This is a genomic window from Actinopolyspora lacussalsi subsp. righensis (genome assembly GCF_900116555.1).
Taxonomy (GTDB): domain Bacteria; phylum Actinomycetota; class Actinomycetes; order Mycobacteriales; family Pseudonocardiaceae; genus Actinopolyspora; species Actinopolyspora lacussalsi.
Window position 1 is genome coordinate 160,239 of sequence record NZ_FPAT01000011.1, and the last position, 22,922, is coordinate 183,160.

The 22,922-nt window shown below is 66.3% G+C and carries 22 protein-coding genes and 1 rRNA gene; 21 read left to right on the forward strand and 2 right to left on the reverse strand.

Annotated features, from left to right (window positions below; all coding sequences use genetic code 11):
• Positions 1-152 precede the first annotated feature (152 nt).
• Complete coding sequence (locus BM394_RS18310; RefSeq protein ID WP_175530166.1) at positions 153-1,445, reverse strand: amino acid deaminase; 1,293 nt, start codon at positions 1,443-1,445, stop codon at positions 153-155.
• 201 nt (positions 1,446-1,646) lie between these two features.
• On the opposite strand from BM394_RS18310, the gene BM394_RS18315 reads away from it, so the two are divergent.
• The 3 genes from BM394_RS18315 to BM394_RS18325 all read left to right on the forward strand — a co-directional run bounded on the left by BM394_RS18315 (position 1,647) and on the right by BM394_RS18325 (position 3,950).
• Complete coding sequence (locus BM394_RS18315) at positions 1,647-2,399, forward strand: IclR family transcriptional regulator (RefSeq protein WP_092980119.1); 753 nt, start codon at positions 1,647-1,649, stop codon at positions 2,397-2,399.
• A 23-nt stretch (positions 2,400-2,422) separates the two neighbouring features.
• Positions 2,423-2,812: a RidA family protein gene (locus BM394_RS18320; protein WP_092980121.1), complete on the forward strand. Its 390-nt coding sequence runs from the start codon at positions 2,423-2,425 to the stop codon at positions 2,810-2,812.
• 217 nt (positions 2,813-3,029) lie between these two features.
• Entirely contained in the window at positions 3,030-3,950 is a 921-nt protein-coding gene (locus BM394_RS18325) for an endonuclease/exonuclease/phosphatase family protein (protein ID WP_245780280.1), read from the forward strand.
• Between the two features lie 63 nt (positions 3,951-4,013).
• Here the strand turns inward: BM394_RS18325 and BM394_RS18330 are convergent, their stop codons facing one another.
• Positions 4,014-4,430 carry a DUF1844 domain-containing protein gene (locus BM394_RS18330; RefSeq protein ID WP_245780281.1) on the reverse strand — a complete coding sequence of 139 codons (417 nt, stop codon included), beginning with the start codon at positions 4,428-4,430 and terminating at the stop codon, positions 4,014-4,016.
• A gap of 211 nt (positions 4,431-4,641) precedes the next feature.
• Between BM394_RS18330 and infC the strand changes: the two genes are divergently transcribed.
• The 18 genes from infC to BM394_RS18420 all read left to right on the forward strand — a co-directional run.
• Positions 4,642-5,256, forward strand: a complete 615-nt coding sequence (gene infC / locus BM394_RS18335) for a translation initiation factor IF-3 (RefSeq protein ID WP_092632001.1) — start codon at positions 4,642-4,644, stop codon at positions 5,254-5,256.
• 124 nt (positions 5,257-5,380) lie between these two features.
• Complete coding sequence (gene rpmI, locus BM394_RS18340; RefSeq protein WP_092928447.1) at positions 5,381-5,575, forward strand: 50S ribosomal protein L35; 195 nt, start codon at positions 5,381-5,383, stop codon at positions 5,573-5,575.
• A 114-nt stretch (positions 5,576-5,689) separates the two neighbouring features.
• Positions 5,690-6,058, forward strand: coding sequence for a 50S ribosomal protein L20 (gene rplT, locus BM394_RS18345; protein ID WP_043571586.1), 369 nt, complete (start codon positions 5,690-5,692; stop codon positions 6,056-6,058).
• A gap of 78 nt (positions 6,059-6,136) precedes the next feature.
• Positions 6,137-6,955, forward strand: coding sequence for a TrmH family RNA methyltransferase (locus tag BM394_RS18350; RefSeq protein WP_425427670.1), 819 nt, complete (start codon positions 6,137-6,139; stop codon positions 6,953-6,955).
• Between the two features lie 239 nt (positions 6,956-7,194).
• Entirely contained in the window at positions 7,195-8,262 is a 1,068-nt protein-coding gene (gene pheS / locus BM394_RS18355; protein ID WP_092928445.1) for a phenylalanine--tRNA ligase subunit alpha, read from the forward strand.
• 70 nt (positions 8,263-8,332) lie between these two features.
• Positions 8,333-10,825: a phenylalanine--tRNA ligase subunit beta gene (gene pheT / locus BM394_RS18360; protein WP_092980123.1), complete on the forward strand. Its 2,493-nt coding sequence runs from the start codon at positions 8,333-8,335 to the stop codon at positions 10,823-10,825.
• 204 nt (positions 10,826-11,029) lie between these two features.
• Entirely contained in the window at positions 11,030-12,055 is a 1,026-nt protein-coding gene (gene argC, locus BM394_RS18365; protein WP_092980125.1) for an N-acetyl-gamma-glutamyl-phosphate reductase, read from the forward strand.
• Positions 12,052-12,459, forward strand: coding sequence for an ACT domain-containing protein (locus BM394_RS18370; RefSeq protein WP_092980127.1), 408 nt, complete (start codon positions 12,052-12,054; stop codon positions 12,457-12,459). The genes argC and BM394_RS18370 overlap by 4 nt, the downstream gene beginning before the upstream one ends.
• A gap of 29 nt (positions 12,460-12,488) precedes the next feature.
• A complete protein-coding gene (argJ, locus tag BM394_RS18375; protein ID WP_092980203.1) occupies positions 12,489-13,676 on the forward strand; it encodes a bifunctional glutamate N-acetyltransferase/amino-acid acetyltransferase ArgJ in 1,188 nt (395 codons plus the stop codon).
• Entirely contained in the window at positions 13,673-14,596 is a 924-nt protein-coding gene (gene argB / locus BM394_RS18380; protein ID WP_092980129.1) for an acetylglutamate kinase, read from the forward strand. Before argJ ends, argB begins: the two co-directional genes overlap by 4 nt.
• Positions 14,596-15,807 carry an acetylornithine transaminase gene (locus tag BM394_RS18385; protein ID WP_092980132.1) on the forward strand — a complete coding sequence of 404 codons (1,212 nt, stop codon included), beginning with the start codon at positions 14,596-14,598 and terminating at the stop codon, positions 15,805-15,807. Before argB ends, BM394_RS18385 begins: the two co-directional genes overlap by 1 nt.
• Positions 15,807-16,733: an ornithine carbamoyltransferase gene (gene argF / locus BM394_RS18390; protein ID WP_092980134.1), complete on the forward strand. Its 927-nt coding sequence runs from the start codon at positions 15,807-15,809 to the stop codon at positions 16,731-16,733. Before BM394_RS18385 ends, argF begins: the two co-directional genes overlap by 1 nt.
• A complete protein-coding gene (locus BM394_RS18395) occupies positions 16,730-17,233 on the forward strand; it encodes an arginine repressor (RefSeq protein WP_092928438.1) in 504 nt (167 codons plus the stop codon). The genes argF and BM394_RS18395 overlap by 4 nt, the downstream gene beginning before the upstream one ends.
• Before the next feature lie 63 nt (positions 17,234-17,296).
• Positions 17,297-18,493 (forward strand): argininosuccinate synthase, encoded by a 1,197-nt coding sequence (locus tag BM394_RS18400; protein WP_092980205.1) that lies wholly within the window; start codon positions 17,297-17,299, stop codon positions 18,491-18,493.
• 80 nt (positions 18,494-18,573) lie between these two features.
• A complete protein-coding gene (argH, locus tag BM394_RS18405) occupies positions 18,574-20,040 on the forward strand; it encodes an argininosuccinate lyase (protein WP_092980136.1) in 1,467 nt (488 codons plus the stop codon).
• 103 nt (positions 20,041-20,143) lie between these two features.
• The gene (locus tag BM394_RS18410) at positions 20,144-20,758 is read left to right on the forward strand and encodes a DNA-3-methyladenine glycosylase (RefSeq protein ID WP_425427671.1); all 615 of its coding nucleotides are present in this window, start codon (positions 20,144-20,146) and stop codon (positions 20,756-20,758) included.
• A 139-nt stretch (positions 20,759-20,897) separates the two neighbouring features.
• On the forward strand, positions 20,898-22,169 hold the full coding sequence (gene tyrS / locus BM394_RS18415) for a tyrosine--tRNA ligase (protein ID WP_092980138.1): 1,272 nt from the start codon (positions 20,898-20,900) through the stop codon (positions 22,167-22,169).
• A 598-nt stretch (positions 22,170-22,767) separates the two neighbouring features.
• Positions 22,768-22,922, forward strand: a 16S ribosomal RNA gene (locus BM394_RS18420); the annotation flags it as partial.

The following is a 22,922-nucleotide window of genomic DNA, read 5'->3' on the forward strand; positions in this document are numbered from 1 at the left end:
GGATAACCGACGTGATGTGTCCCGTGCCGCTTCCCGGCGGAAGAACCGCCGCGAAAGTTCGCCCTGATCGCCCGAGCGACACCGTTGCCGCGCCTGTCGGAAGCCGCGCCGGGCCGGCAGCCTGTTCGGCTTCCGGGAACACGGAGAGTCGTTCAGAAGAAAGTACGCACCAGATCCACGACCTTCCCGTTGTCCACGAGCGGTATGAGCTGCCACTTGTCGAACGTCGTGCAGGGGTGCGACAGTCCGCACTCGACCCAGTCGCCCACGGAGATCTCCGAGTTGGCCGGGACCGACAGGAAGGCGTGCTGATCGGCCAGTTCGGTAACGTGCGAATCGGTCAGAGAGCTCGTGGTGCCGTCCCGCGCCCACAGGGTCCGCGGCTGTGGCAGGGCCTGGTCGAACGAGGCGTCCCGCCTGCCCAACGTGAGCAGCGCCAGCTCCGGTTCCGGACGTGAGGTCACCTGAGCGAGGATTCGCATGGCGGCGCGGAACGGCTGCTCCGGTCCGGCGAGACGGTGTGCCCGACCGAAAGGTGACATGGTGCGGTACAAGCCGTGATCATGAGTGATGTACGAACCGCTCCGCAACACCGGAAGTACCGGTGAGTCTAACTCCCACGGTGCCGTGAGCGCCTCGGCCACCTGGTCGAAATAGGAACTCCCGCCCGCGGTGACAACGATTTCCTCCGTTCGGTCGAACATCCCCGCCGCGGCTATCCGCGTGACCGACTCCCGCAGTCGAGCCAGATAGGAGTCCACCGCGGTCAGATCCTCGTCACTGAGATCGTGCGAGATCGCACCCTCGTAGCCACTGACGCCGACGAGCCGCAACACCGGACTCTCCGACACCGCCCGCGCCACCTCCACCGTTTCCGCGACGGTTCTGGCCCCGGTGCGGCCGTGCTCACCGCCGAGCTCCACCAATACGTCGACCCGCCGACGCGCGCGTTTCGCTGCCAGGACCTCGCTCATCAGTCGCACGCTCGACATCGAATCCACCCAGCAGCCGAACGAGAAACCGGGATCGTCGTCGAGTTCGCCCGACAGCCAGCGCAGTCCCGATTCGTCGACCAACTGGTTGGCCAGCAGCACCCGACTGATGCCGAACGCGCGATATACCCGGAGTTGGCTGACGGTGGCGGCGGTCATCGCCCACGCGCCGTGGTCGAGCTGTCGTTGGAACAGCTGCGGGGCCATGGTCGTCTTGCCGTGTGGTGCCAGCAGCACCTCTCGCGAGGCACACCAGTCGGCCATCGTCGTCAAGTTGTGTTCCAGCGCCGAACGGTCCAACAGCAACAGCGGACCCACGAATCCGCTTCCGGTGATCTCCGGCTCCGTTCGGAGGAACTCCGTGATCGTGCTCCCGAAGGCTTCGGACGGCACAGCCTTGAACCGCCAGTCGAGCCGTTCTTCCCGGAGGGCACCTACCGCGGTCCGATCCATCGTCGCTGCTCGCACCGGATCTCCAATTGCGCCTAATGCAACAGATATTGCATATATTGATAAAGTGTTGTTTAGCAGTTCGCAAGGTGGCCGTCAACGGAACCGCTGCCGGAAGCTTCTTCCGGATGCCCAGCGCGATCTCCAAGAGGTAGGGCACCGATGGTTGGTGGAACGGTTGACGACAGTGAAAAGGACCACGGAATGAGCCAGAGCCTGCGGCGTGGACTCGCGCTGCTGACCGAGTTGGCCGACGGGCCCCGCAACCTCGACCAGCTCGCGGAGGCGGTGGGAGTGCACAAATCCACCGTCATGCGGCTGCTGCGCTCGTTGGAGGCCGACAGGTTCGTCAAACGCTCCGATGTGTACCGCTATCGGCTCGGAAGCGCACTGTTCGAACTGGCCAACCGCGCGTTGGACGGGATCGACGTGCGCGACACGGCCCGCTCCCACCTGCTCGAACTCGGGGAGAGCACGGGGCACACCGTGCACCTGGCAGTTCGCGAGGACGATCAGGTCGTCTATGTGGACAAGGTGGACAGCACCCATGCGGTCCGGATGTACTCGCGCATCGGCGCCCGCGCGCCGTTGCACTGCACGGCGGTGGGAAAAGTGCTGCTTTCCGGCCTCGACGAGTCCGCCCGCGGGGAGGTCGCCGCCGCGCTGGACTATCCCGCGCTGACGGACAACACCATCACCGACCCCGAGCGGTTCCTGGACGAACTGGATCGGGTATCACGATCCGGCTATGCCGTCGATCGCGGTGAGCACGAGGACTTCGTGCACTGCATAGCCGCCGGAGTGCGCGATCCCCGCGGCGAGATCGTCGCCGCGGTTTCGCTGTCGGCGCCGAAGGTGTTGTTCGACTTCGACGAACTGCTCGGATCGACCGGTGAGCTGTCCCGCGTCTGCGACCGCGTCTCGGTCGAACTCGGTTGGCAGTCACCGGACAGCTGATTTCTCTCGAAAGGTGGATACCAATGTCCAGAACCGTCGTGACCACTCCGAAGGCCCCGACCCCGCCCGCGGGAGTTCCGCTGTCGCAGGCCGTGTGCAAGGGCAACCTGGTGCAGGTCTCGGGACAGACGGGTGTTGATCCCGCCACCGGGAAACCGGTGTCGGAATCCGTGGCCGAGCAGACCGAGCAGGCGTTGCGCAACGTTTTCGCCATCCTGGCCGAGGCGGGGGCGGGAGTTGAGGACGTGCTCATGCTGCGGGTCTACCTCACCGACGTGGCTCACTTCGCGGAGATGAACGAGACCTACGCTCGTGTGGTCGGGGAGCCCTACCCGGCACGAACCACGGTCTACGTGGGGTTGCCCGCGAATCTGCTCGTCGAGATCGACGCGCTGGCCGTTCGCGGGCAGTGATTCGGTGGTGCCGTTCACCGGTACCGGCTTTCACCGCGGTGGTGGGGCTCCCATGTGGCCGCACGACGTTCCCCCGCGTCGTTTCCCGGGAGCTCTCAGCTTTTTCAAAGCTCGGCACGTCAGACTGTCCGGGATGGCACGGCGACCCGCACGACACGCCCTTGACGCGGACCGCACCACGCACTCACGTGGTGCGGCTCCGAGCGTGCCCGGACCGTTGAGCGCATTGTTCCGGCCCTGGCGCGCACGCGACACCGTTGTCGCGTGCTTCGCCGCGGGAATCAGTGCTCTGCTGCTGTGCCATCGTCTGCTGCCCAATCCCATGGGAATCGGAACCCTCGTGGACAGTTTCGCGCCCTGGCTGGGAGCGGCGGTTCCGCTGGTGGCGCTGCCCGCGTTGCTGTCGCGGTGCCGTGCCTCGGTGCTGCTGCTCGTGCCCGCACTGATCTGGGGGCTCATCTTCGGAACAGCCGTTCCGGCGAACGATCGGAACGCGGCGGGGGGAGTGGGAGTCGTCACCCAGAACCTCTACGCGAGCAACAGCGATCCGAAGGCCACACTGCGCGACCTCTCCCGCGCCGATGCCGACCTGGTCGGGCTGCAGGAGATCACATCGCGAACCCGCTCGGTGGCGACCGAGGCACTGCGGGAACGCTATCCGCACCACGTCACGATGGGGACCGTCGGTCTCTGGAGCCGTTACCGACTGTCGGACGTACGAGCCGTGGACCTCGGCCTGGGCTGGACCCGTGCCGTTCGAGCCGTCGCGCACGCTCCCCAGGGGGAGCTGGCGGTCTATGTCGCCCATCTGCCTTCGCTGCGTCCGGATTCGGTGGAGCGGCGGGACCAAGGACTGCGGAAACTCGCCACAGCGGTGGCGGGTGAGGCCGTCGAGGACGTGGTCCTGCTCGGTGATCTCAACACCGCCACCACCGACCGAGCGCTGCGTTCGCTCACCCGGTGGTTACCGAACGTCGCCGGTGAGGCCACGGCAGGCTTCGGTTTCACCTGGCCGGACGCGTTTCCCGCCGTACGGCTCGACCACGTGCTGTCCAGGGGTGTGCGCGTTGCCGACGCGGAGGTCGTCGACACCAGGGGAAGTGATCATCGCGCGGTGCGGGCGACGCTGCACGGTTGAGCGGTCCGCGCTGATCCCGGGCGTGCCGCTCGGGAGCTTCGGGGTGACCGACCGGACAGCCGTTCAGTGAACGGGGCCGGTGTATTTCTCACCCGGGCCCTGGCCGGGCGGATCCGGCTCCGAGGACGCTTCCCGAAAAGCACGTTGCAGTGTCTGCAGCCCGTCCCGCAGCGCTCCCGCATGGGGCCCGAGGTACTCCACCGAGGCCGTGATCAGGCCGGCCAGCGAGGTGATCAGACGGCGCGCCTCGTCGAGGTCACGCACCGGGGAGTCGTCCGGGTCCTCCTCGGCCAGGCCCAGCTTCTCGGCCGCCGCCGACATCAGCATCACGGCGGCCCTGCTGATCACCTCGACGCTGGGAACATTGCTCAACTCGCGCACGTTGTGCGGGGTATCCGTGGCATCGAGGCCCTCCCCGGAGTGGTCGCCGTCCGGCGGTGCGGCTGTTTCGGGGGGCTCGGTTGGCTGCGACTCGGTCACGCCTGTTACTCTCACATGCGCGCAACGCCCTCGGCCTTTCGGGGGCGGTAAAGTGGAGCCCCGCTCCCACCCGCGTGGCCGGTTCACAGGCCGCCGGGTCCCGATCCCGCCGAGAACACCGTTCGACGGCGGAATGAAGCGGTATTGCCATACCGGTTCGATCGGTTGGAGTAAAAGGGTCTCGCGGATCCGGCAGGATGCCGCGAGGCGGCTGCATGCTCTAGGGGCGAGCTTCACGCCGCGGTGCAGCACAGAAACGCCATCGAACCGAGGAGACCCCATCAGCTCCGAGACGCGCATCAACGACCGCATCCGTGTGCCCGAGGTCCGGTTGGTCGGACCGAACGGTGAACAGGTCGGCATCGTCCGTATCGAGGACGCACTCCGGCTCGCGGAGGAAGCGGAGTTGGATCTCGTCGAGGTCGCTCCGCAAGCCAAGCCGCCGGTGTGCAAACTCATGGACTACGGCAAGTTCAAGTACGAGAGTGCGCAGAAGGCTCGCGAGTCACGCCGTAATCAGCAGCAGACCGTCATCAAGGAGCAGAAGCTCCGTCCCAAGATCGACCCGCACGACTACGAGACCAAGAAGGGTCACGTTTCGCGCTTTCTCGGTCAGGGTCACAAGGTCAAGGTGACGATCATGTTCCGCGGCCGCGAGCAGTCCCGCCCCGAGCTGGGGTTCCGGTTGTTGCAGCGGCTGGCCGACGATGTCTCAGAGCAGGGCTTCATCGAGGCCAAACCCAAGCAGGACGGCCGCAACATGACCATGGTGCTGGCTCCGCACAAAACCGGTAAAGGCAACAAGAGCAAGGCGAACGCGTCATAACCGTAGCGCGGCAATCGGGTGCCGGGGCCACCGAATGCATCAGGTCGTGGAATCACCCGGAACGCATGCCGGGCGGGATTCTCATCGGGATTCTGCCCGGCGTTCGCACGAAAAGAGGATGATAATGCCCAAGAACAAGCCACACAGCGGCGCGTCCAAGCGGTTCAAGGTCACCGGATCGGGCAAATTGCGCCACGAGCGTGCCGGCCGTAGGCACATCCTGGAAAAGAAGTCGAGCAGGGTGAAGCGTCGATTGAAGGGCACTGACGAGGTGTCGCCGAACGACACCCGGCAGGTCAACAAGATGCTGGGACGCTGAGCTTCGCTCAGTCACGGGTGTAGCCGGGAGCTTGGCCCGCCACACCCTTCGGACCAGTGACAGCCTCATCCGCCGGGGCGGGGCTCCGCCCCCGATGCGATCAGGACGGAACCAATGGCACGTGTCAAACGATCGGTGAACGCGCAGAAGAAGCGCCGCAAGATTCTGGAGTCCGCCAAGGGCTATCGCGGGCAGCGTTCTCGCCTTTACCGCAAGGCCAAGGAGCAGATGCTGCACTCGCAGGTCTACTCCTATCGGGACCGGCGGGCACGCAAGGGCGAGTTCCGCAAGCTCTGGATCATGCGTATCAACGCGGCCAGCAGGCAGAACGGGCTGAGCTACAACAAGTTCATGCAGGGTCTGAAGGCCGCCGAGGTCGAGGTCGACCGCAAGATGCTCGCCGAGCTGGCGGTCAACGATCCGCAGGCCTTTACCGCGCTGTGTGACAAGGCGCGTAGCAGCCTCCCGGAAGGCACGGTCTGATTGGATCGAGCCGGCGCCCGGCACACCGGTGCGGATTCCGCGGAAGGGCGGGCGAGTCCCGATACGGCTCGTTCGCCGTTGACGGAACGTTCCGCACGGGTCGCTTCCGCTCGTAAGCTCACGCGGCGTGCCGGGCGCGAACGTGCCGGTATGTTTCTGGCGGAAGGCGCCAACGCCGTCCTCGAGTCGCTGGACTCGCGGACGGCGGAGCGGCCTCGCACCGAGGTTCGCGAGGTGTTGGCCACTTCCGAAGGACTGCGACGGGTTCCGGAGATCGCCGAGCGCTGCGCGGCGAGCGGAGTGCCGTTGTGGACCATCACCGAACGAGCGGCTGCCTGCCTCTCCGAAACGGTTACCCCGCAAGGGCTGGTCGCCGTCTGCGAGGCGCCCGCGACGGACACCGCGACCGTGCTGGCTCCCCGGCCCTCCCTGGTGGTGGTGCTGCTCGACATCGCCGATCCGGGTAACGCGGGTACGGTGCTTCGTGTCGCGGATGCCGCCGGTGCGGGTGCCGTGCTGTTCGCGGGCGAGACCGTCGACCCCTACAACGGGAAGGCCGTTCGGGCCTCCACCGGCAGCCTTTTCCACCTTCCGGTGGCTCGGGAACGTGATGCGGACACGGTACTGGCGGCCTGTCGAGGAGCGGGACTGTTGCTGGTCGGAGCCGATGGTGCGGCCCACTCCGATCTGCACACCGCTGAGGAGAGCGGCAGGCTGGACGTGCCGACCGCCTGGGTGTTCGGCAGTGAGGCGCACGGTCTCGGGGAGTACGGTGAACGGTTGGACGTCACGCTGCGCGTGCCGATCTACGGTCGAGCGGAGAGCCTGAACCTGGCGACCGCCGCTGCCGTCTGTCTGTACGCCTCGGCCCGTCGCATTCGCCCGGACGTCAAGTGACCCGAGTGACCGTTCCGCCACTCGTGCCGTCTCCCGGCTCGGCAGTCCCCCGGAGTTCGCGGCACCCCTGAGTTCGTCGGGCTCGTTGGTTCCGCGGTGTTTCCCCGAACACCCGTACGGGTCGTTTCGCGATTCCGCCGAACCCAATCACATACACTGTTCTCCGAGGGAGTCAGTGTTCACACGCCAAGACCGGTTCGCTCAGGCGGGCCGTCGGATACGGGAGTTACACAGCGACAATGTCTGGAGCCAACGACCCGTACGACCCGAAGGAGGTCGTCGCGCTCGCGCCGGAGACGTTGCAAAACGCGGTCGACGACGCTCGCAAAGCCTTCGACGGCGCCGCTGATCTCGATGAACTCGCCGCGGTCAAGCCAGCGCACCTGGGCGAGCGCTCTCCGGTGTTGACCGCGCGACGCGAGATCGGATCGTTGCCGGCGGAGGAGAAGGCCGATGCCGGTAAGCGGGTCAACGAGACGCGCCAGGCGATCCAACAGGCTTTCGACGCCCGTCACGAGCAACTGCGCGCCGAACGCGACGAGCGGGTGCTGCAGGAGGAGGCCGTCGACGTCACGTTGCCGACCGATCGCGTTCCTTCGGGGGCACGGCACCCGATCACTCAGCTCATGGAACGCGTCGCGGACGACTTCGTGGCGATGGGTTGGCACGTTTCGGAAGGTCCGGAGCTGGAAGCCGAGTGGTTCAACTTCGACGCGTTGAACTTCGGCAAGGACCACCCGGCCCGCACGATGCAGGACACCTTCCACATCGCTCCGGAGGACTCCGGACTGGTGCTACGCACCCAGACCTCGCCCGTCCAGGTACGTGCCCTGCTCTCCAGCGAGCTGCCCGTGTACCGCGTTTCCCCCGGGAGGGTGTTCCGCACGGATGCGCTCGATGCCACCCATACCCCGGTGTTCCATCAGATCGAAGGGCTCGCGGTGGACCAGGGACTGACCATGGCGCATCTCAAGGGCACGCTGGACGCGTTCGCCCGCGCCATGTTCGGACCGGACACCTGGACGCGGTTCAGGCCCAACTTCTTCCCCTTCACCGAGCCGTCGGCCGAGATGGATGTCTGGTTCCCGGAGAAGAAGGGGGGCGCCGGCTGGGTCGAATGGGGTGGTTGCGGCATGGTGCACCCCAACGTGCTGCGCGCCTCCGGAGTGGATCCCGAGACCTACACCGGGTTCGCCTTCGGCATGGGAGTGGAACGTACCCTGCAGTTCCGCACCGGCATACCCGACATGCGCGACATGGTCGAGGGGGACGTCCGGTTCACCGAGGCGTTCGGCATCGAATACTGAGTCCGGTCGGGTGCCCGGGCTCTTGCCCGCACCGCCGACCCCACATGATCGAGAGAAGGGCTGCGATCCAGTGCGGATTCCGGTTTCCTGGCTGGCCGAGCATCTTGAGCTGTCCGAGGACACGAGCGTAGACACACTCGCCGAGGCGTTCGTCAACATCGGGCTGGAAGTCGAGGAGGTCACCCGACTCACCCCGATCACCGGCCCACTCGTCGTCGGACGGGTAGCCGAGATCGAGGAACTGACCGAGTTCAAAAAACCCATCCGCTACTGTCGGGTCGAGGTCGGAAAGTCCGAGACGGGTGAGCAACAGACCCGTGGCATCGTGTGCGGCGCCACCAACTTCAGCGCCGGCTCGCTGGTGGTGGTGGCACTGCCCGGTACGGTTCTCCCCGGTGATTTCGAGATCAGCGCTCGCAAGACCTACGGGCGTACCAGCGAGGGCATGATCTGTTCGACCAGGGAACTGGGAATCGGTGAGGACCACGACGGTATTCTGGTACTTCCTCCCGGCTCCGCCGATCCCGGAAGCCCGGCCAACGAGATCGTCGGCCTGGACGATTCGGTGATCGAGCTGGCGATCACGCCCGATCGCGGTTACTGCTTCTCGGTGCGTGGTCTCGCCCGGGAACTCTCCAACGCGTTGGACGTGCCGTTCGGGGACCCCGCGAACCGGGGTATCCCGGATGACGACCGCCCCTCCCGTACGGTGCGGATCGAGGACGCCTCGGCCTGCTCCCGGTTCGTGTTCCGCAGACTGACCGGGGTCGATCCGACCGCTCCGACTCCGTGGTGGATGCAGCGACGACTGGCGCTGGCCGGCATTCGTTCCATCTCCCTACCGGTGGACATCACCAACTACGTGATGCTCGAGCTCGGCCAGCCGCTGCACGCCTGGGACACCGCCAAGCTGTCCGGTGACATCGTCGTGCGCCGAGCCGCGGCCGGGGAATCCCTCGTCACATTGGACGACGTGCGGCGTGACCTCGATCCCGACGACATCGTGATCTGTGACGAGTCCGGCCCAGTCTCCCTCGCCGGAGTCATGGGGGGTGCCAGCACCGAGATCGGGCAGGACACCAATGACGTCCTGCTCGAGGCGGCGAACTGGGAGCCCACGGCGATCTCGCGCATGATCCGCAGACATCGATTGCCCAGCGAGGCGGGCAAGCGTTTCGAGCGTGGTGTGGACCCCGCTGTGGCCGCCGTGGCGGCGGAGCGCGCGGCCAGGCTGCTCGTCGAGTACGGGGAAGCGACCATCAGCGCTGGGCGCACCGATGTGGGTGAACCGTCGCAACCGCAACCGGTGACGATGCCGCTGGCACTGCCGGACCAGGTCGCCGGTGTCCGCTACGGACGTGGTGTCACCGCCAAGCGGCTCAACCAGATCGGCTGCGGAATCGAGGTGGGTACGTCCGATGACGGTGTCGGTGTGGTGACCGCACTGCCGCCGACCTGGCGCCCCGATCTCACGCAGCCGGCAGATCTGGTCGAAGAGGTACTCCGACTTGAGGGGTACCACACCATCCCGTCCGTCGTTCCCGCGGCGCCCACCGGGAGCGGACTGAGCGCTACCCAGCGCCGCAGGCGCGCGGTCTCGCGTGCGCTGGCACACGACGGTTACGTCGAGGTGCTGCCGTTCCCGTTCACCGGTGAGGGCACCCTCGACGCCCTGGGAATCGGCGAGGACGATCCGCGTCGACGTACCCTGCGAGCCGTCAACGCCCTCGAATCGGATCGTGCGTTGCTCAGCACCACGCTGCTGTCGGGGCTGCTCGACGCGTCGCAGCGCAACCTTTCCCGCGGCAGGCGTGATCTCGCGCTGTTCCACATCGGGCAGGTGGTGCTGCCCGAGCCGGATCAGCCTTCCGTTCCCGAACTCGGGGTTCGGCAACGTCCCTCGGACGAGCAATTGGCAGCGCTCCACGCCGCGCTGCCCGCACAACCCCAGCACGTCGGTGTGGTGCTCGCGGGACAGCGGGAGCGTTCCGGCTGGTGGGGTTCCGGCCGGGAGGCGGACTGGTCGGACGCCGTGGCGGCGGCCAGACTCGTCGCCGAGACGGCCGGAGTGTCGCTGACCGTCTCCGCCGCGGACAGGGCGCCGTGGCATCCGGGGCGCTGTGCCGCGCTCGAGGTGGACGGCACGGTCATCGGGTATGCCGGTGAGTTGCACCCCAAGGTGGTGGAGGCTTTCGAACTGCCCAAACGGACCTGTGCGATGGAGCTGGACCTCGACGCGCTGCCGGTGACGGACAGGCGCCCCGCTCCGAGCATCTCGGCCTATCCACCGGTGCGGCTGGACGTGGCGTTGGTGGTCGACGAGGGTGTTCCGGCCGCCGAGCTCGGGGAAGTGCTTCGCGACGGCGGTGGCGAGCTCATCGAGGACATCCGGTTGTTCGATGTTTTCACCGGTGAAAAGCTCGGTGCCGAGAAGAAGTCGCTGGCGTTCGCGTTGCGGCTGCGTGCTTCCGACCGAACGTTGACCCAGGAGGAGGCGACCGAGGTCCGGGACGCCGCGGTGGCTGCCGCCGACCAGCGGTTCGGAGCGGTGCTGCGCGGTTAACCACAGCGGGCTCGTGTCGACTCGGTTCACCTCGGCGCGGGAGATACCCGCGGCATCGGCTTCGAACGACCGGTTGTGGCTCAGCTCGGGGTGGGTGGTCGCTACGGCGACCACCCACCCCGAGCTTTTCGTCTCTCCGCCCTCGTTCGTACTTCGGGGGACCCCCTGTTGATTGATTTTGCATGAGAGTGCATAATCATTCGCATGGTTGTACGAGTGGCGGTCGCCGGTGCCAGCGGCTATGCGGGCGGGGAGCTGTTGCGTCTGTTGCTGGCACATCCACAGGTCGAGATCGGCGCTCTCACAGCGGGGGGAAACGTCGGCAGTACGCTCGGGGAACACCACCCCAACCTCACCGAGCTGTCCGACAGGACGCTCCGTGAGACCGACGCCGAGGTCCTCGCCGGTCATGACGTGGTCTTCCTCGCGTTGCCGCACGGGCACTCCGACGTGTTGGCCGATCAGCTCCACGACACCCTGGTGATCGACTGCGGAGCGGATCACCGACTCGAGGATCCGGCGGCCTGGCAACGTTGGTACGGCGGGGAACACCCCGGCAGCTGGCCGTACGGTCTGCCCGAACTGCCCTGGGCGAGGGAACGAATCACCAAGGCGGACCGGATAGCCGTACCCGGATGTTTCCCGACGGTGACCACGCTCGCGTTGCTGCCCGCCCTGCTCGACGGGCTGGTCGAGCCCGACCTGGTGGTCGTGGCAGCGACCGGGACCTCCGGGGCGGGGCGAGCGCTCAAACCTCATCTGCTCTCGGCGGAAGTCATGGGATCGGCCAGTGTCTACGGCGTCGGTGGGGCACACCGACACACCCCGGAGATGATCCAGAATCTGGGAGCGGCGGCCGGTGAAGCTGTCCGCGTCTCGTTCACACCGATGCTGGCCCCTATGTCGCGAGGCATTCTGGCCACCTGCAACGCGCGACTTCGGGAAGGGGTCGATCCCGCTCGGGTGCGGCAGAGCTACACGCGTACCTACGAGGCGGAGCCCTTCGTGCGGGTGCTGCCGGAGGGGCAGTGGCCACAGACTTCGGCCACGCTCGGGGCCAACACCGTACACCTGCAGGTAGCCGTCGATGACGACGCCGGAAGCCTGGTCGCCGTCGGTGCCGAGGACAACCTCACGAAGGGCACGGCAGGCGGTGCCGTGCAGTGCATGAACCTCGCCCTGGGGCTTCCCGAGACCGCGGGGCTTTCCACAGCGGGGATGGCGCCGTGACGACACTGACCCTGCGAGCGCACGAACAGCTCCTCGCCGTGGCCACGCCAGGACCGGGTACCGAGCCAGAACTGCCCGCTTCCGGCCCCGTCAACGCCGAGCTCGTCACCGGAAACGACCGTACGCTGGTGTTCGCCTACCGGGATGTCGCCGAGCTCTCCGACTCGTCGAGCGTCCAGGGCCCCTTCCGGGCATTGGAGATAGCCGGCCCGCTGGACTTCTCGTTGACCGGCGTCCTGGCCGCTGTGCTGTCCCCGCTCGCGGAGCGCGAGATCAGTGTGTTCACGTTGTCGACCTTCGACACCGACTGGATCCTGGTCGGGGCGAACGCACTTCCGGACGCCGTGGACACGTTGCGCCGAGCCGGGCACACCGTGGTCGAGCACTTCGAGGGAGAACATTGAGTACGACTGACGAGCCGATCGACGTCGGCGTGCACGACGCGACCACAGACAGGCGATACGGTGTCACCGGTCCGCGTGGTTTCCGGGCTTGCGGCGTTGCCGCCGGTATCAAGTCCGGCACCGCCCTCGACCTCGCGCTGATCGTCAACGACGGTCCCGGGCAGCAGGCAGCCGGGGTGTTCACCACCAACCAGGTCAAAGCGGCTCCCGTGCTGTGGTCCGAACAGGTGTTGCGGGAGCGGAAGTTGCGTGCCGTGGTGCTCAATTCCGGTGGTGCCAACGCCTGTACCGGTCCCGAGGGATTCCAGGACACCCATGCCACCGCCGAACGCGCAGCGGAACTGCTCGGTACCGGTGCGATCGAGATCGGGGTCTGCTCCACCGGCCTCATCGGGCAACGGCTGCCGATGCCCGCCCTGCTGGAGGGCCTCGACACCGCGGTGACCGGACTGAACGACACGGAGCGGGCGAGCACCGATGCCGCGACCGCCGTACTGACCACGGACACCCACCCGAAACAGGTCTGCCTCACCCACCCCGACGGCTGGTCGATCGGCGGGATGGTCAAAGGGGCGGGAATGCTGGCGCCGAACCTCGCGACCATGCTCGCGGTCGTCACCACCGACGCCGGTGTCGAAGGCGAGACGTTGCAACGAGCCCTGCGACAGGCCTGCAGCGGCACTTTCGAACGGCTCGACGTCGACGGTGGCACCTCCACCAACGACACCGTGCTGCTGCTGTCCTCGGGGGCCTCCGAACTCGCTCCCGCCGAGGCCGAGTTCACCGAGCTGCTGACCCGAGTCTGCGGCGACCTCGTCCGACAACTGCAACACGACGCCGAAGGCGCCACCAAGGCGATCGACATAACCGTCCGCGGGGCAGCCTCGGAGGAGGACGCGGTGAGCATCGCCCGGTTGGTGGCCGAGGACAACCTGGTATCGGCCGCGCTGTTCGGTTCCGACCCCAACTGGGGACGCATCGCCATGGCGGTGGGGCGCTCCGCGGTCACGATCGACGCCTCGGTCATGGAGATCATCGCCAACGGTGTGACGCTTTACTCCGGGGGAACCCCGGTCGCCGACCGCGACACGGTGGATCTCTCCGGACGAGACATCGAGATCGTGGTCGATCTGCGTCTCGGTGACCACAGCGCCACCGTGCTGACCACGGATCTTTCCCATGACTACGTCGAAGAGAACAGCGCGTATTCCACATGAACAGCACGAGCCACGAGGAACGGTTGAGCACGGCCGCCGCGAAGGCCGGCGTACTGACCGAAGCACTGCCCTGGTTGGAGCGGTTCCGCGGTGCCACCGTGGTGGTCAAGTACGGCGGCAACGCCATGACCGACGAAAAGCTCAAGCGGGCATTCGCCGAGGACATGGTTTTCCTGCGGCTGGCCGGACTGCGCCCCGTGGTCGTGCACGGCGGTGGTCCGCAGATCACCGAGATGCTCGACCGGCTCGGCATGCCCGGCGAGTTCCGGGGTGGACTGCGGGTCACCTCACCGGAAACGATGGATGTGGTCCGGATGGTCCTCGTCGGCCAGGTCGGTCGTGAGCTCGTCGGACTGATCAACCAGCACGGTCCGCACGCGGTGGGCATGTCGGGTGAGGACGCGCACCTGCTCACCGCCCGCAGACGCGACGCCGTGGTGGACGGCGAACCGGTGGACATCGGGCTGGTCGGCGACGTCGAATCGGTCGAACCGACCGCCGTGCTCGATCTGATCGAGACCGGTCGCATTCCGGTGATCTCCACAGTCGCTCCCGATGCCGACGGTGTGGTGCACAACGTCAACGCCGACACCGCCGCCGGAGCCCTGGCCGTCGCGCTCGAAGCGGAGAAGCTCGTCGTGCTCACCGACGTCGAGGGGCTCTACACCGACTGGCCCGACCGGGAATCGCTGGTCTCGCGACTGGACACCGCGCGACTGACGGAACTGCTGCCGAACCTGTCCTCCGGAATGGTTCCCAAGATGGAGGCCTGTCTACAGGCGGTGACCGGTGGCGTGCCCCGGGCCCACGTGATCGACGGTCGACTCGCTCACTCGGTGCTGCTCGAAGTGTTCACCAGCGAGGGTATCGGCACGATGGTCGTTCCCGGCGAGCCGACCCAACGAAAGGACGATGCCTGATGTCTTCCCAGGAGCAGGACAATTCCGCTGCCGCGCATCGTTGGCGGGAAGCGATCATGCCCACCTACGGCACCCCGGCGGTGGAGCTGGTAAGCGGTTCGGGATGCACGGTTACCGATGCCGAGGGGAACACCTACCTGGACCTGCTCGGTGGTATCGCCGTGGCCGCCCTCGGCCACGCCCACTCCGCCGTCACCTCGGCAGTGTCCGAACAGATCGCGAAACTCGGTCACGTCTCCAACTTCTACAGTCATGAGCCGGAACTGCGACTGGCAGAGCGGTTGCTCCAACTGGCGTGGGTCGGTGACAACGGCAGGGTTTTCTTCTGCAACTCGGGCTCGGAGGCCAACGAAGCCGCGTTCAAGATCGCCCGGCGCACCGGCCGCCCCAACATCGTGGCCGCGGACGGTGGTTTCCACGGCCGTACTCTGGGATCGTTGGCGCTGACCGGACAACCGGCCAAACAGCGACCCTTCGAACCGCTGCCCACCGGAGTCTCACACGTGCCCTTCGGGGACGTCACCGCTCTCGACGAGGCGGTCGACGAGCACACCGCCGCGATCGTGCTCGAACCGATTCAGGGCGAGGCCGGCGTGATCGTCCCTCCCGAGGGGTACCTGCGAGCCGCGCGGGAAATCGCCGACCGCAACGGCGCACTGCTGATCCTCGACGAGGTGCAGACCGGGATCGGACGCACCGGACACTGGTTCGCCTTCCAGCGCTGCGGCATCGTGCCGGACGTGATCACCCTGGCCAAGGGGCTGGGCGGCGGTTTGCCACTCGGCGCCTGCATCGGAGTGGGGCGAGCGGCCTTCCTGCTGGAACCAGGTCAGCACGCCACCACCTTCGGCGGGAACCCGGTCTGTTGCGCCGCCGCGCTGGCGGTGATCGACACCATCGAGTCCGAAGGGCTGCTGGAACACGTCGCCCGACTGGGCAAGGAAATCATCGCCGCCATCGAGCGTCTCGAGCACCCCGCGGTGAGGGAGGTCCGCGGCGCCGGGCTGCTACTGGCCGTCGAGCTCAACGACGACATCGCTCCCGCGGCGGTGGAAAGCGCCCGTGACCGCGGCTACCTGATCAATCCCGTTCGTCCGGACACCCTGCGGCTGGCGCCTCCGCTGATCCTGGACGGCCAGCGGGCCAACGATTTCGTCCGCGATCTCGCCGAGGTGCTCTCCGAAGCGGCCCGCGGAGAAGGGAAGAACTGATGCCGCGTCATTTTCTACGTGACGACGATCTCACACCCGTCGAGCAGCGCGAGATCCTCGACCTGGCCGACGAGTTCAAACACCGCCGAACCGACAACAAACCCCTGGCGGGCCCGAAGTCGGTAGCGGTCATCTTCGAGAAGACATCCACCAGGACACGCCTCTCCCTCGAAACCGGGATCGTCCAGCTCGGCGGCCATCCGGTCGTGATCGACGCACGCACGATGCAACTCGGCCGCGAAGAGACGATAGAGGACACCGCACGAGTGCTGAGCCGCTATGTCGATGTCGTGGTGTGGCGCACCTTCGCCCAGGCGCGCATCGACGCGATGAGCTCGGCATCCGACATTCCGGTCGTCAACGCGCTCACCAACGAGTTCCACCCGTGCCAGGTGCTCGCCGACCTGCAGACCGTCCGGGAACGACACGGCACCCTCGCCGGGCTGACCCTGACCTACCTCGGCGACGGCGCCAACAACATGGCCCACTCGCTGCTCATCGGTGGAGCGACCGCCGGGATGCACATCCGGATCGCCGCACCCGAGGGCTTCGAACCCGAGCAGTGGGTGCTCGAAGCGGCGCACAAGCGTGCCGTCGAGACCGGAGGCTCCAGCCGTGTGCTGAGCACCCCACGGGAAGCCGTAGCGGGGGCCGACGTGGTCGCGACCGACTCCTGGACCTCCATGGGGCAGGAGAACGACGGCAAGGATCGGGTCGGGCCCTTCCGGCCGTTCCGGCTCGACGCCGCTCTGTTGGAGGCCACCGGCAAATCCGACACCACGGTGCTGCACTGCCTGCCCGCTCACCGGGGCTGGGAAATCACCGACGAAGTGCTGGACGGCCCCGCCAGCGCGGTGTTCGACGAGGCGGAGAACCGGTTGCACACCCAGAAGGCGCTGTTGACTTGGTTGGTGCAGCGACGATGAGCACACGAGTGGCGCGGCAGGCGCGCATCGTCGAACTCGTCACCGGCTCCGAGATCCGCAGCCAGACCGAATTGGTGAGACTGCTCGCGGCCGACGGCATCGACGTCACGCAGGCCACCCTGTCACGTGACCTCGACGAGTTGGGTGCGGTGAAACTCCGGGCACCCGACGGGGGACAACCCGTTTACGTCATTCCCGAGGACGGCAGCCCGATCCAGGGGGTGCAGGGCGGAACCGCACGGTTGAGCAGGCTGCTCGGCGAACTGCTCGTCAGCGCGGAGGGATCGGGAAACCTGACGGTGCTGCGAACCCCGCCCGGTGCCGCCCAGTTCCTGGCCAGCGCCATCGACAGGTCCTCGATGGACGAGGTGGCGGGCACTATCGCGGGTGACGACACCCTGCTGGTCGTGGCCCGTGAACCACTCACCGGTGAACAACTCGCCGAGCGGTTACGCGAGCTCGGCGCACAACAGCCCGAGTCGGCCGCCACGACGGACTGAACGACACCGCGGTCGAACAGGCACCCGACAACAGCCAGCACAACAGGTACTAGGAGCATGATCATGAGCGACCGGGTCGTACTCGCCTACTCCGGCGGACTGGACACCTCAGTCGCCATCGGCTGGATCGCCGAGGAGACCAATGCCGAGGTCGTCGCCGTGGCCGTCGATGTCGGCCAGGGCGGCGAGGACTTGGAGACGGTGCGCAAGCGAGCGCTGGCCTGCGGCGCGGCCGAAGCCGTGGTCGCCGATGCGCGCGCCGAGTTCGCCGAGCAGTACTGCCTGCCCGCACTGCAGGCCAACGCGATGTACATGGACCAGTATCCCCTGGTCTCGGCGCTTTCGAGGCCGTTGATCGCCAAGTACCTGACCGACGCGGCTCGGCAACACGGTGCGGACACCGTCGCGCACGGCTGCACCGGCAAGGGCAACGATCAGGTCCGTTTCGAGGTCGGCATCGGAGCACTCGCTCCCGAGATGAAGGTACTCGCTCCGGTTCGTGACTTCGCCTGGACCAGGGAAAAGGCCATCGACTGGGCCGAACGGCACGGCCTGCCGATCGATGTCAGCAACAAGTCCCCCTACTCGATCGACCAGAACGTGTGGGGCAGGGCCGTCGAGACCGGATTCCTCGAGGACATCTGGAACGCGCCCATCGAGGACGTCTACTCGTACACCGCCGATCCGACGCAGTCGCGCGACCCCGACGAGGTGGTCATCACCTTCGATCAGGGTGTTCCCGTGGCGATCGACGGGGCAGCCGTCACCCCGCTGCAGGCGGTCACCGAGCTGAACCGCCGTGCGGGCGCCCAAGGCGTGGGCAGGCTCGACATGGTCGAGGACCGGCTCGTCGGCATCAAGAGCCGGGAGATCTACGAGGCGCCCGGCGCGTTGGCGCTGATCACCGCTCACCGCGAGCTCGAGGCCGTCACCCTGGAGCGTGACCTCGCGCGGTTCAAGCGCACGGTCCAGCAGCGTTGGGGCGAGCTCGTTTACGACGGCCTGTGGTTCTCGCCGCTGAAGACCTCGCTGGACTCCTTCATCGCGGACACACAGCGCCACGTCTCCGGTCGGATCCGGATGACCCTGCACGCGGGCAGTGCGGTGGTGACCGGTCGCAGCAGTGATCAGTCGCTGTACGACTTCAACCTGGCCACCTACGACGAGGGCGACAGCTTCGACCAGGAACTGGCGAAGGGCTTCGTGCAGCTGTGGGGTCTGCCCAGCAAGATCGCCGCCAAGCGCGAGCAGTACCATTGAACGTTTCCGCCGTGACGGGCATCGCCCCGGTGCCCGTCCAGCCCTGTCCGTGCCGCTTCGCGTTTCCCGAGGAAAACCGCATGTCCCGACAAGACGATTCCGCCACCGACAGCGATCGGTCGGATCCGACCATGCTCTGGGGAGGACGGTTCACCTCCGGCCCCTCCGAAACCATGGCCGCGCTCAGTCTGTCCACACATTTCGACTGGTCGCTCGCGCCCTACGACATCGCGGGTTCGAAAGCCCATGCCAGAGTGCTGCACGGTGCGGGACTGCTCACCGAATCCGAGCTGGAAGGCATGCTGGCGGGACTGGAGACGCTCGCCACCGATGTGCGTACCGGACGGTTTCTGCCCGAGCCGGATGACGAGGACGTGCACACCGCCCTGGAGCGCGGGCTGCTCGAACGTGTCGGCACCGAACTGGGCGGTAAACTCCGCGCCGGGCGTTCCCGTAACGACCAGGTGGCCACTCAGTTCCGGATGTGGCTGCGTGACGCGGTGCGCGGCATCGTCTCGGCCGTACTCGACGTGATAGACGCCCTCGGCGAGCAGGCGGCCGCCCACCCGAGCGCGGTGCTCGCCGGGCGTACTCATCTCCAGCACGCCCAGCCCGTGCTGTTGGCCCATCACCTGCTCGCGCACTCCCAGGCCTTGCTGCGCGATATCGCGCGGCTGCGTGACTGGGACGAGCGCACCGCCGTCTCCCCCTACGGTTCCGGTGCTCTCGCCGGATCCTCACTGGGGCTGGACCCCGACGCGGTAGCGAGCGAACTTGGGTTCGAGCACGGGGTGGACAACTCGATGGACGGCACCTCCGCGCGCGATTTCGCCGCGGAGGCGGCCTTCGATCTGGCCATGCTCGGCGTGAACCTCTCACGCATCGCCGAGGAAGTCGTCATCTGGAACACGGCGGAGTTCGGCTACATCACGCTGGACGATGCCTGGGCCACCGGCAGTTCGATCATGCCGCAGAAGAAGAATCCCGACGTGGCCGAACTGGCTCGCGCCAAGTCGGGCAGACTGATCGGAAACCTCACCGGTCTGCTGAGCGGCCTCAAGGCACAGCCACTGGCGTACAACCGGGATCTGCAGGAGGACAAGGAACCCCTGTTCGACTCGGTTCATCAGCTGCGACTGGTCCTGCCCGCCATGGCGGGCATGCTCGGCACGTTGACCTTCCACACCGAGCGGATGGCCGAGATGGCACCCGCGGGATTCACGCTGGCCACCGACATCGCCGAGTGGTTGGTGCGGCGTGGTGTCCCGTTCCGCGTCGCGCACGAGGCCTCCGGCGAGTGCGTACGACTCGCGGAGTCGCGTGGTGTCGGCCTCGACGAATTGACCGAGCAGGAACTCTCCCGGGCGCATCCCGAGCTCACGTCGGCCGTTCGTGAGGTGCTGACGGTTCGAGGAGCGGTCTCGGCACGTGACTCACGCGGTGGCACGGCTCCCGATCGCGTCGCCGAGCAGGCTCGGCGGGTCGATGAGCACGTGGCACGACACCGTGCGTGGCTGGACGGCGAATCCTCCCGCCGCTCCGGGTGAACTTCCCGCCGTGCCGGATCGGATCCGGGTGTTTCCCGGTCCGGCACGGCTCCGGTTCGTTCCCCGTCGTGCGGCACCCGGTAGTGTGCTCGTCGTGATTGAGGTGACACGCTCCGAGACAGCACGTGACCCGCTCCGTGTGGCACGTTTCCTGCTCGGTTGTGAGTTGGTTTCGAACTCGCCCCAGGGGGTGGTTCGTGTCCGGCTCGTCGAGGTGGAGGCGTACCGCGGACAGGACGACCCGGCATCACACTGCTATCGCGGGCGTACCGAACGGAACGCGGTCATGTTCGGGCCGGCGGGTCACCTCTACGTGTACTTTGTCTACGGGATGCACTTCTGCGTCAACGTGGTTTGCCTGACCGACGGGCAGCCCGCGGCGGTGCTCCTCCGAGCCGGTGAGATCATCGAGGGCACCGACCTGGCACGCAGTCGTCGTCCCGCGGTTCGGAAGGAGAGCGCACTGGCCAGCGGACCGGCTCGACTCGCGGGGGTGCTGGGAATCACTCGTGAGTGTAACGGCGCGGACCTGACACGTTCCGACTCACCGATCCGGTTGCTGCGGGGGTGTGCCGTGGAGGACGAGGACGTACGCAGTGGTCCCAGAGTCGGGGTTTCCACTGCCACGGAGTTGCCCTGGCGTTCCTGGGTGCACGGTTCGCCCGCCGTGAGTTCCTATCGGCGTGGTGGTCGGCGTAAGGTCACGAGCGGGAACTGAGCGGAATGTTCCGACTCCACCGGCTCTTCTTCGCCTGACGCGAATCCTCGCCCGGCACGAGGCGGTCGCCCCGTGACTCCTGACTCGAGTTCCAGGGGGTCGTCGACATCGTGTGGTCCGCGTGAGCCAAACTGGCAGCGTGAGTGAGCACATCCTTGACGAACTTTCCTGGCGCGGTCTCATCGCGCAGTCCACCGATCTCGATTCGTTGCGTCGTGATCTCGATTCACCGCCACTCACACTGTATGCCGGTTTCGATCCGACCGGACCGAGCCTGCACGCGGGTCACCTGATCCCGCTGCTGACCCTGCGTCGTTTTCAGCTCGCCGGACATCGCCCGCTCGCACTGGCAGGCGGTGCGACCGGTTTGATCGGTGATCCACGTGACGTGGGTGAACGCAGTCTGCACGACGAGAACGTCATCTCCGAATGGACCGAGGGCATCCGCGAACAGCTCAGGCTCTTCGTCGACTTCGACGACTCGGAGACCGGGGCAGTCATGGAGAACAACGCCCACTGGACCGCGAACCTGCCCGTCACGGCGTTCCTGCGGGACGTGGGCAAGCATTTCTCGCTCAACTCGATGCTTTCACGTGAAACCGTCAAGCGACGGTTGGAATCCGACGGGATGTCCTACACCGAGTTCAGTTACATGCTGCTGCAGGCAAACGACTACGTACAGCTCAACCGTCGTTACGGAACGGCTCTGCAGCTGGGCGGATCGGACCAGTGGGGAAACATCATCGCCGGTGTCGACCTGCTGCGCCGACAGGACGGTGCGAGTGCGCACGCACTGACCACACCACTGGTAACCGACGCGGAGGGGAACAAGTTCGGCAAGTCCACCGGGGGCGGCAATCTCTGGCTCGACCCGGCGCTGACTTCCCCGTACGCCTGGTACCAGTACTTCATCAACACCTCCGATGCCGATGTGGGCAAGTATCTGCGGCTGTTCACCTTCCTGGAGCGTGCGGAGATCGAGGAGCTGGAACTCGCTACGGCGGAGCGCCCGCAACAACGTCTCGGTCAGCGCAGGCTTGCCGAGGAACTGACCACCCTGGTGCACGGGGCCACTGCTACCGAGCAGGTGGCTGCCGCCAGCCGTGCGTTGTTCGGGGGCGGGGACCTGAACCTGCTGAACGCCGACACCCTGGAATCGGCGATGGCCGAGGTCCCGACCGCGCGACTCAGACTGAGTGATGAGCCGACGATAGTCGACGTGCTCGTGGAGAGCGGTCTGGTGACGGGACGCAAGGCGGCCAGACGTACCATCGCCGAGGGCGGTGCCTACGTCAACAACGCCAAGGTGCTCGACGACACCTGGGCACCGAGCATGGCGGACCTGTTGCACGGCACCTGGTTGGTGGTTCGTCGTGGTAAGCGTCACACTGCGGGAGTCGAGTTGGTCTAATAGGCTCCTACTCGTAACGGTGAGGCGTTTGACCAGGTGATTCGTTTCAGCGGGCGGCGAGTGCGGTCGATTTGACGTCGGCTGCGTCGTGGGGTAGATTCAATCTCGTCAGCGCTGCGGGAGTGTTCGATACTCCTTGAGTACTGACTTCTCCGATCGATCGGGCCCGGTGTGGGCCCCGTTGATCCGGGATGTTTTCCGGCTGTTAGAGTACGAAGGTAAGCATCTCGGCGGCAGTTCGAAGCTGAGTTATTCGGACTCCGTGGTTGCTTGTACAATCTAAACTCGATCGGTATGGCTCCGGTCTTCCGGAAGTTAAAAGGGACCCCCTTGAAACGCCGGTTTGCTCCGATGCTAGAGTGATCGATGTTCCGCTGCGACGGCGAGTGAACAGACATTCGTCGGAACTGCGGGCGATGACCTGCCGCGTGGGTGGTGGGTGTGTTCTTTGAGAATTCAACAGTGTTTGTGCACGCGTGTGTGTGTTTGTTTCTTGTCTTTTTTGCTTTGAGTATCAATGCGCATCACGGTTGGGTGGCCCTGTGAGGGGTTGCCGGGTGTGGTGTGGGTTGTGCTGGGGTTTGATTTTTTCCATGCATTGTTGGAGAGTTTGATCCTGGCTCAGGACGAACGCTGACGGCGCGCTTCACACATGCAAGTCGAGCGATGGCACCGGTTTTCGGATTGGTGTGCAGAGCGGCGGACGGGTGAGTAACACGTGAGTAACCTGCCCTGGGCGTGGGGATAACCCTG

Coding starts and splice junctions, on each gene's coding strand:
- BM394_RS18385 (WP_092980132.1), top strand. CDS start 14,596: ATGTCTTCCCAGGAGCAGGACAATTCCGCTGCCGCGCATCGTTGGCGG.
- BM394_RS18400 (WP_092980205.1), top strand. CDS start 17,297: ATGAGCGACCGGGTCGTACTCGCCTACTCCGGCGGACTGGACACCTCA.
- BM394_RS18320 (WP_092980121.1), top strand. CDS start 2,423: ATGTCCAGAACCGTCGTGACCACTCCGAAGGCCCCGACCCCGCCCGCG.
- argH (WP_092980136.1), top strand. CDS start 18,574: ATGTCCCGACAAGACGATTCCGCCACCGACAGCGATCGGTCGGATCCG.
- argF (WP_092980134.1), top strand. CDS start 15,807: ATGCCGCGTCATTTTCTACGTGACGACGATCTCACACCCGTCGAGCAG.
- BM394_RS18395 (WP_092928438.1), top strand. CDS start 16,730: ATGAGCACACGAGTGGCGCGGCAGGCGCGCATCGTCGAACTCGTCACC.
- rplT (WP_043571586.1), top strand. CDS start 5,690: ATGGCACGTGTCAAACGATCGGTGAACGCGCAGAAGAAGCGCCGCAAG.
- BM394_RS18310 (WP_175530166.1), bottom strand. CDS start 1,445: ATGGATCGGACCGCGGTAGGTGCCCTCCGGGAAGAACGGCTCGACTGG.
- pheS (WP_092928445.1), top strand. CDS start 7,195: ATGTCTGGAGCCAACGACCCGTACGACCCGAAGGAGGTCGTCGCGCTC.
- BM394_RS18315 (WP_092980119.1), top strand. CDS start 1,647: ATGAGCCAGAGCCTGCGGCGTGGACTCGCGCTGCTGACCGAGTTGGCC.
- rpmI (WP_092928447.1), top strand. CDS start 5,381: ATGCCCAAGAACAAGCCACACAGCGGCGCGTCCAAGCGGTTCAAGGTC.
- argC (WP_092980125.1), top strand. CDS start 11,030: ATGGTTGTACGAGTGGCGGTCGCCGGTGCCAGCGGCTATGCGGGCGGG.
- argB (WP_092980129.1), top strand. CDS start 13,673: ATGAACAGCACGAGCCACGAGGAACGGTTGAGCACGGCCGCCGCGAAG.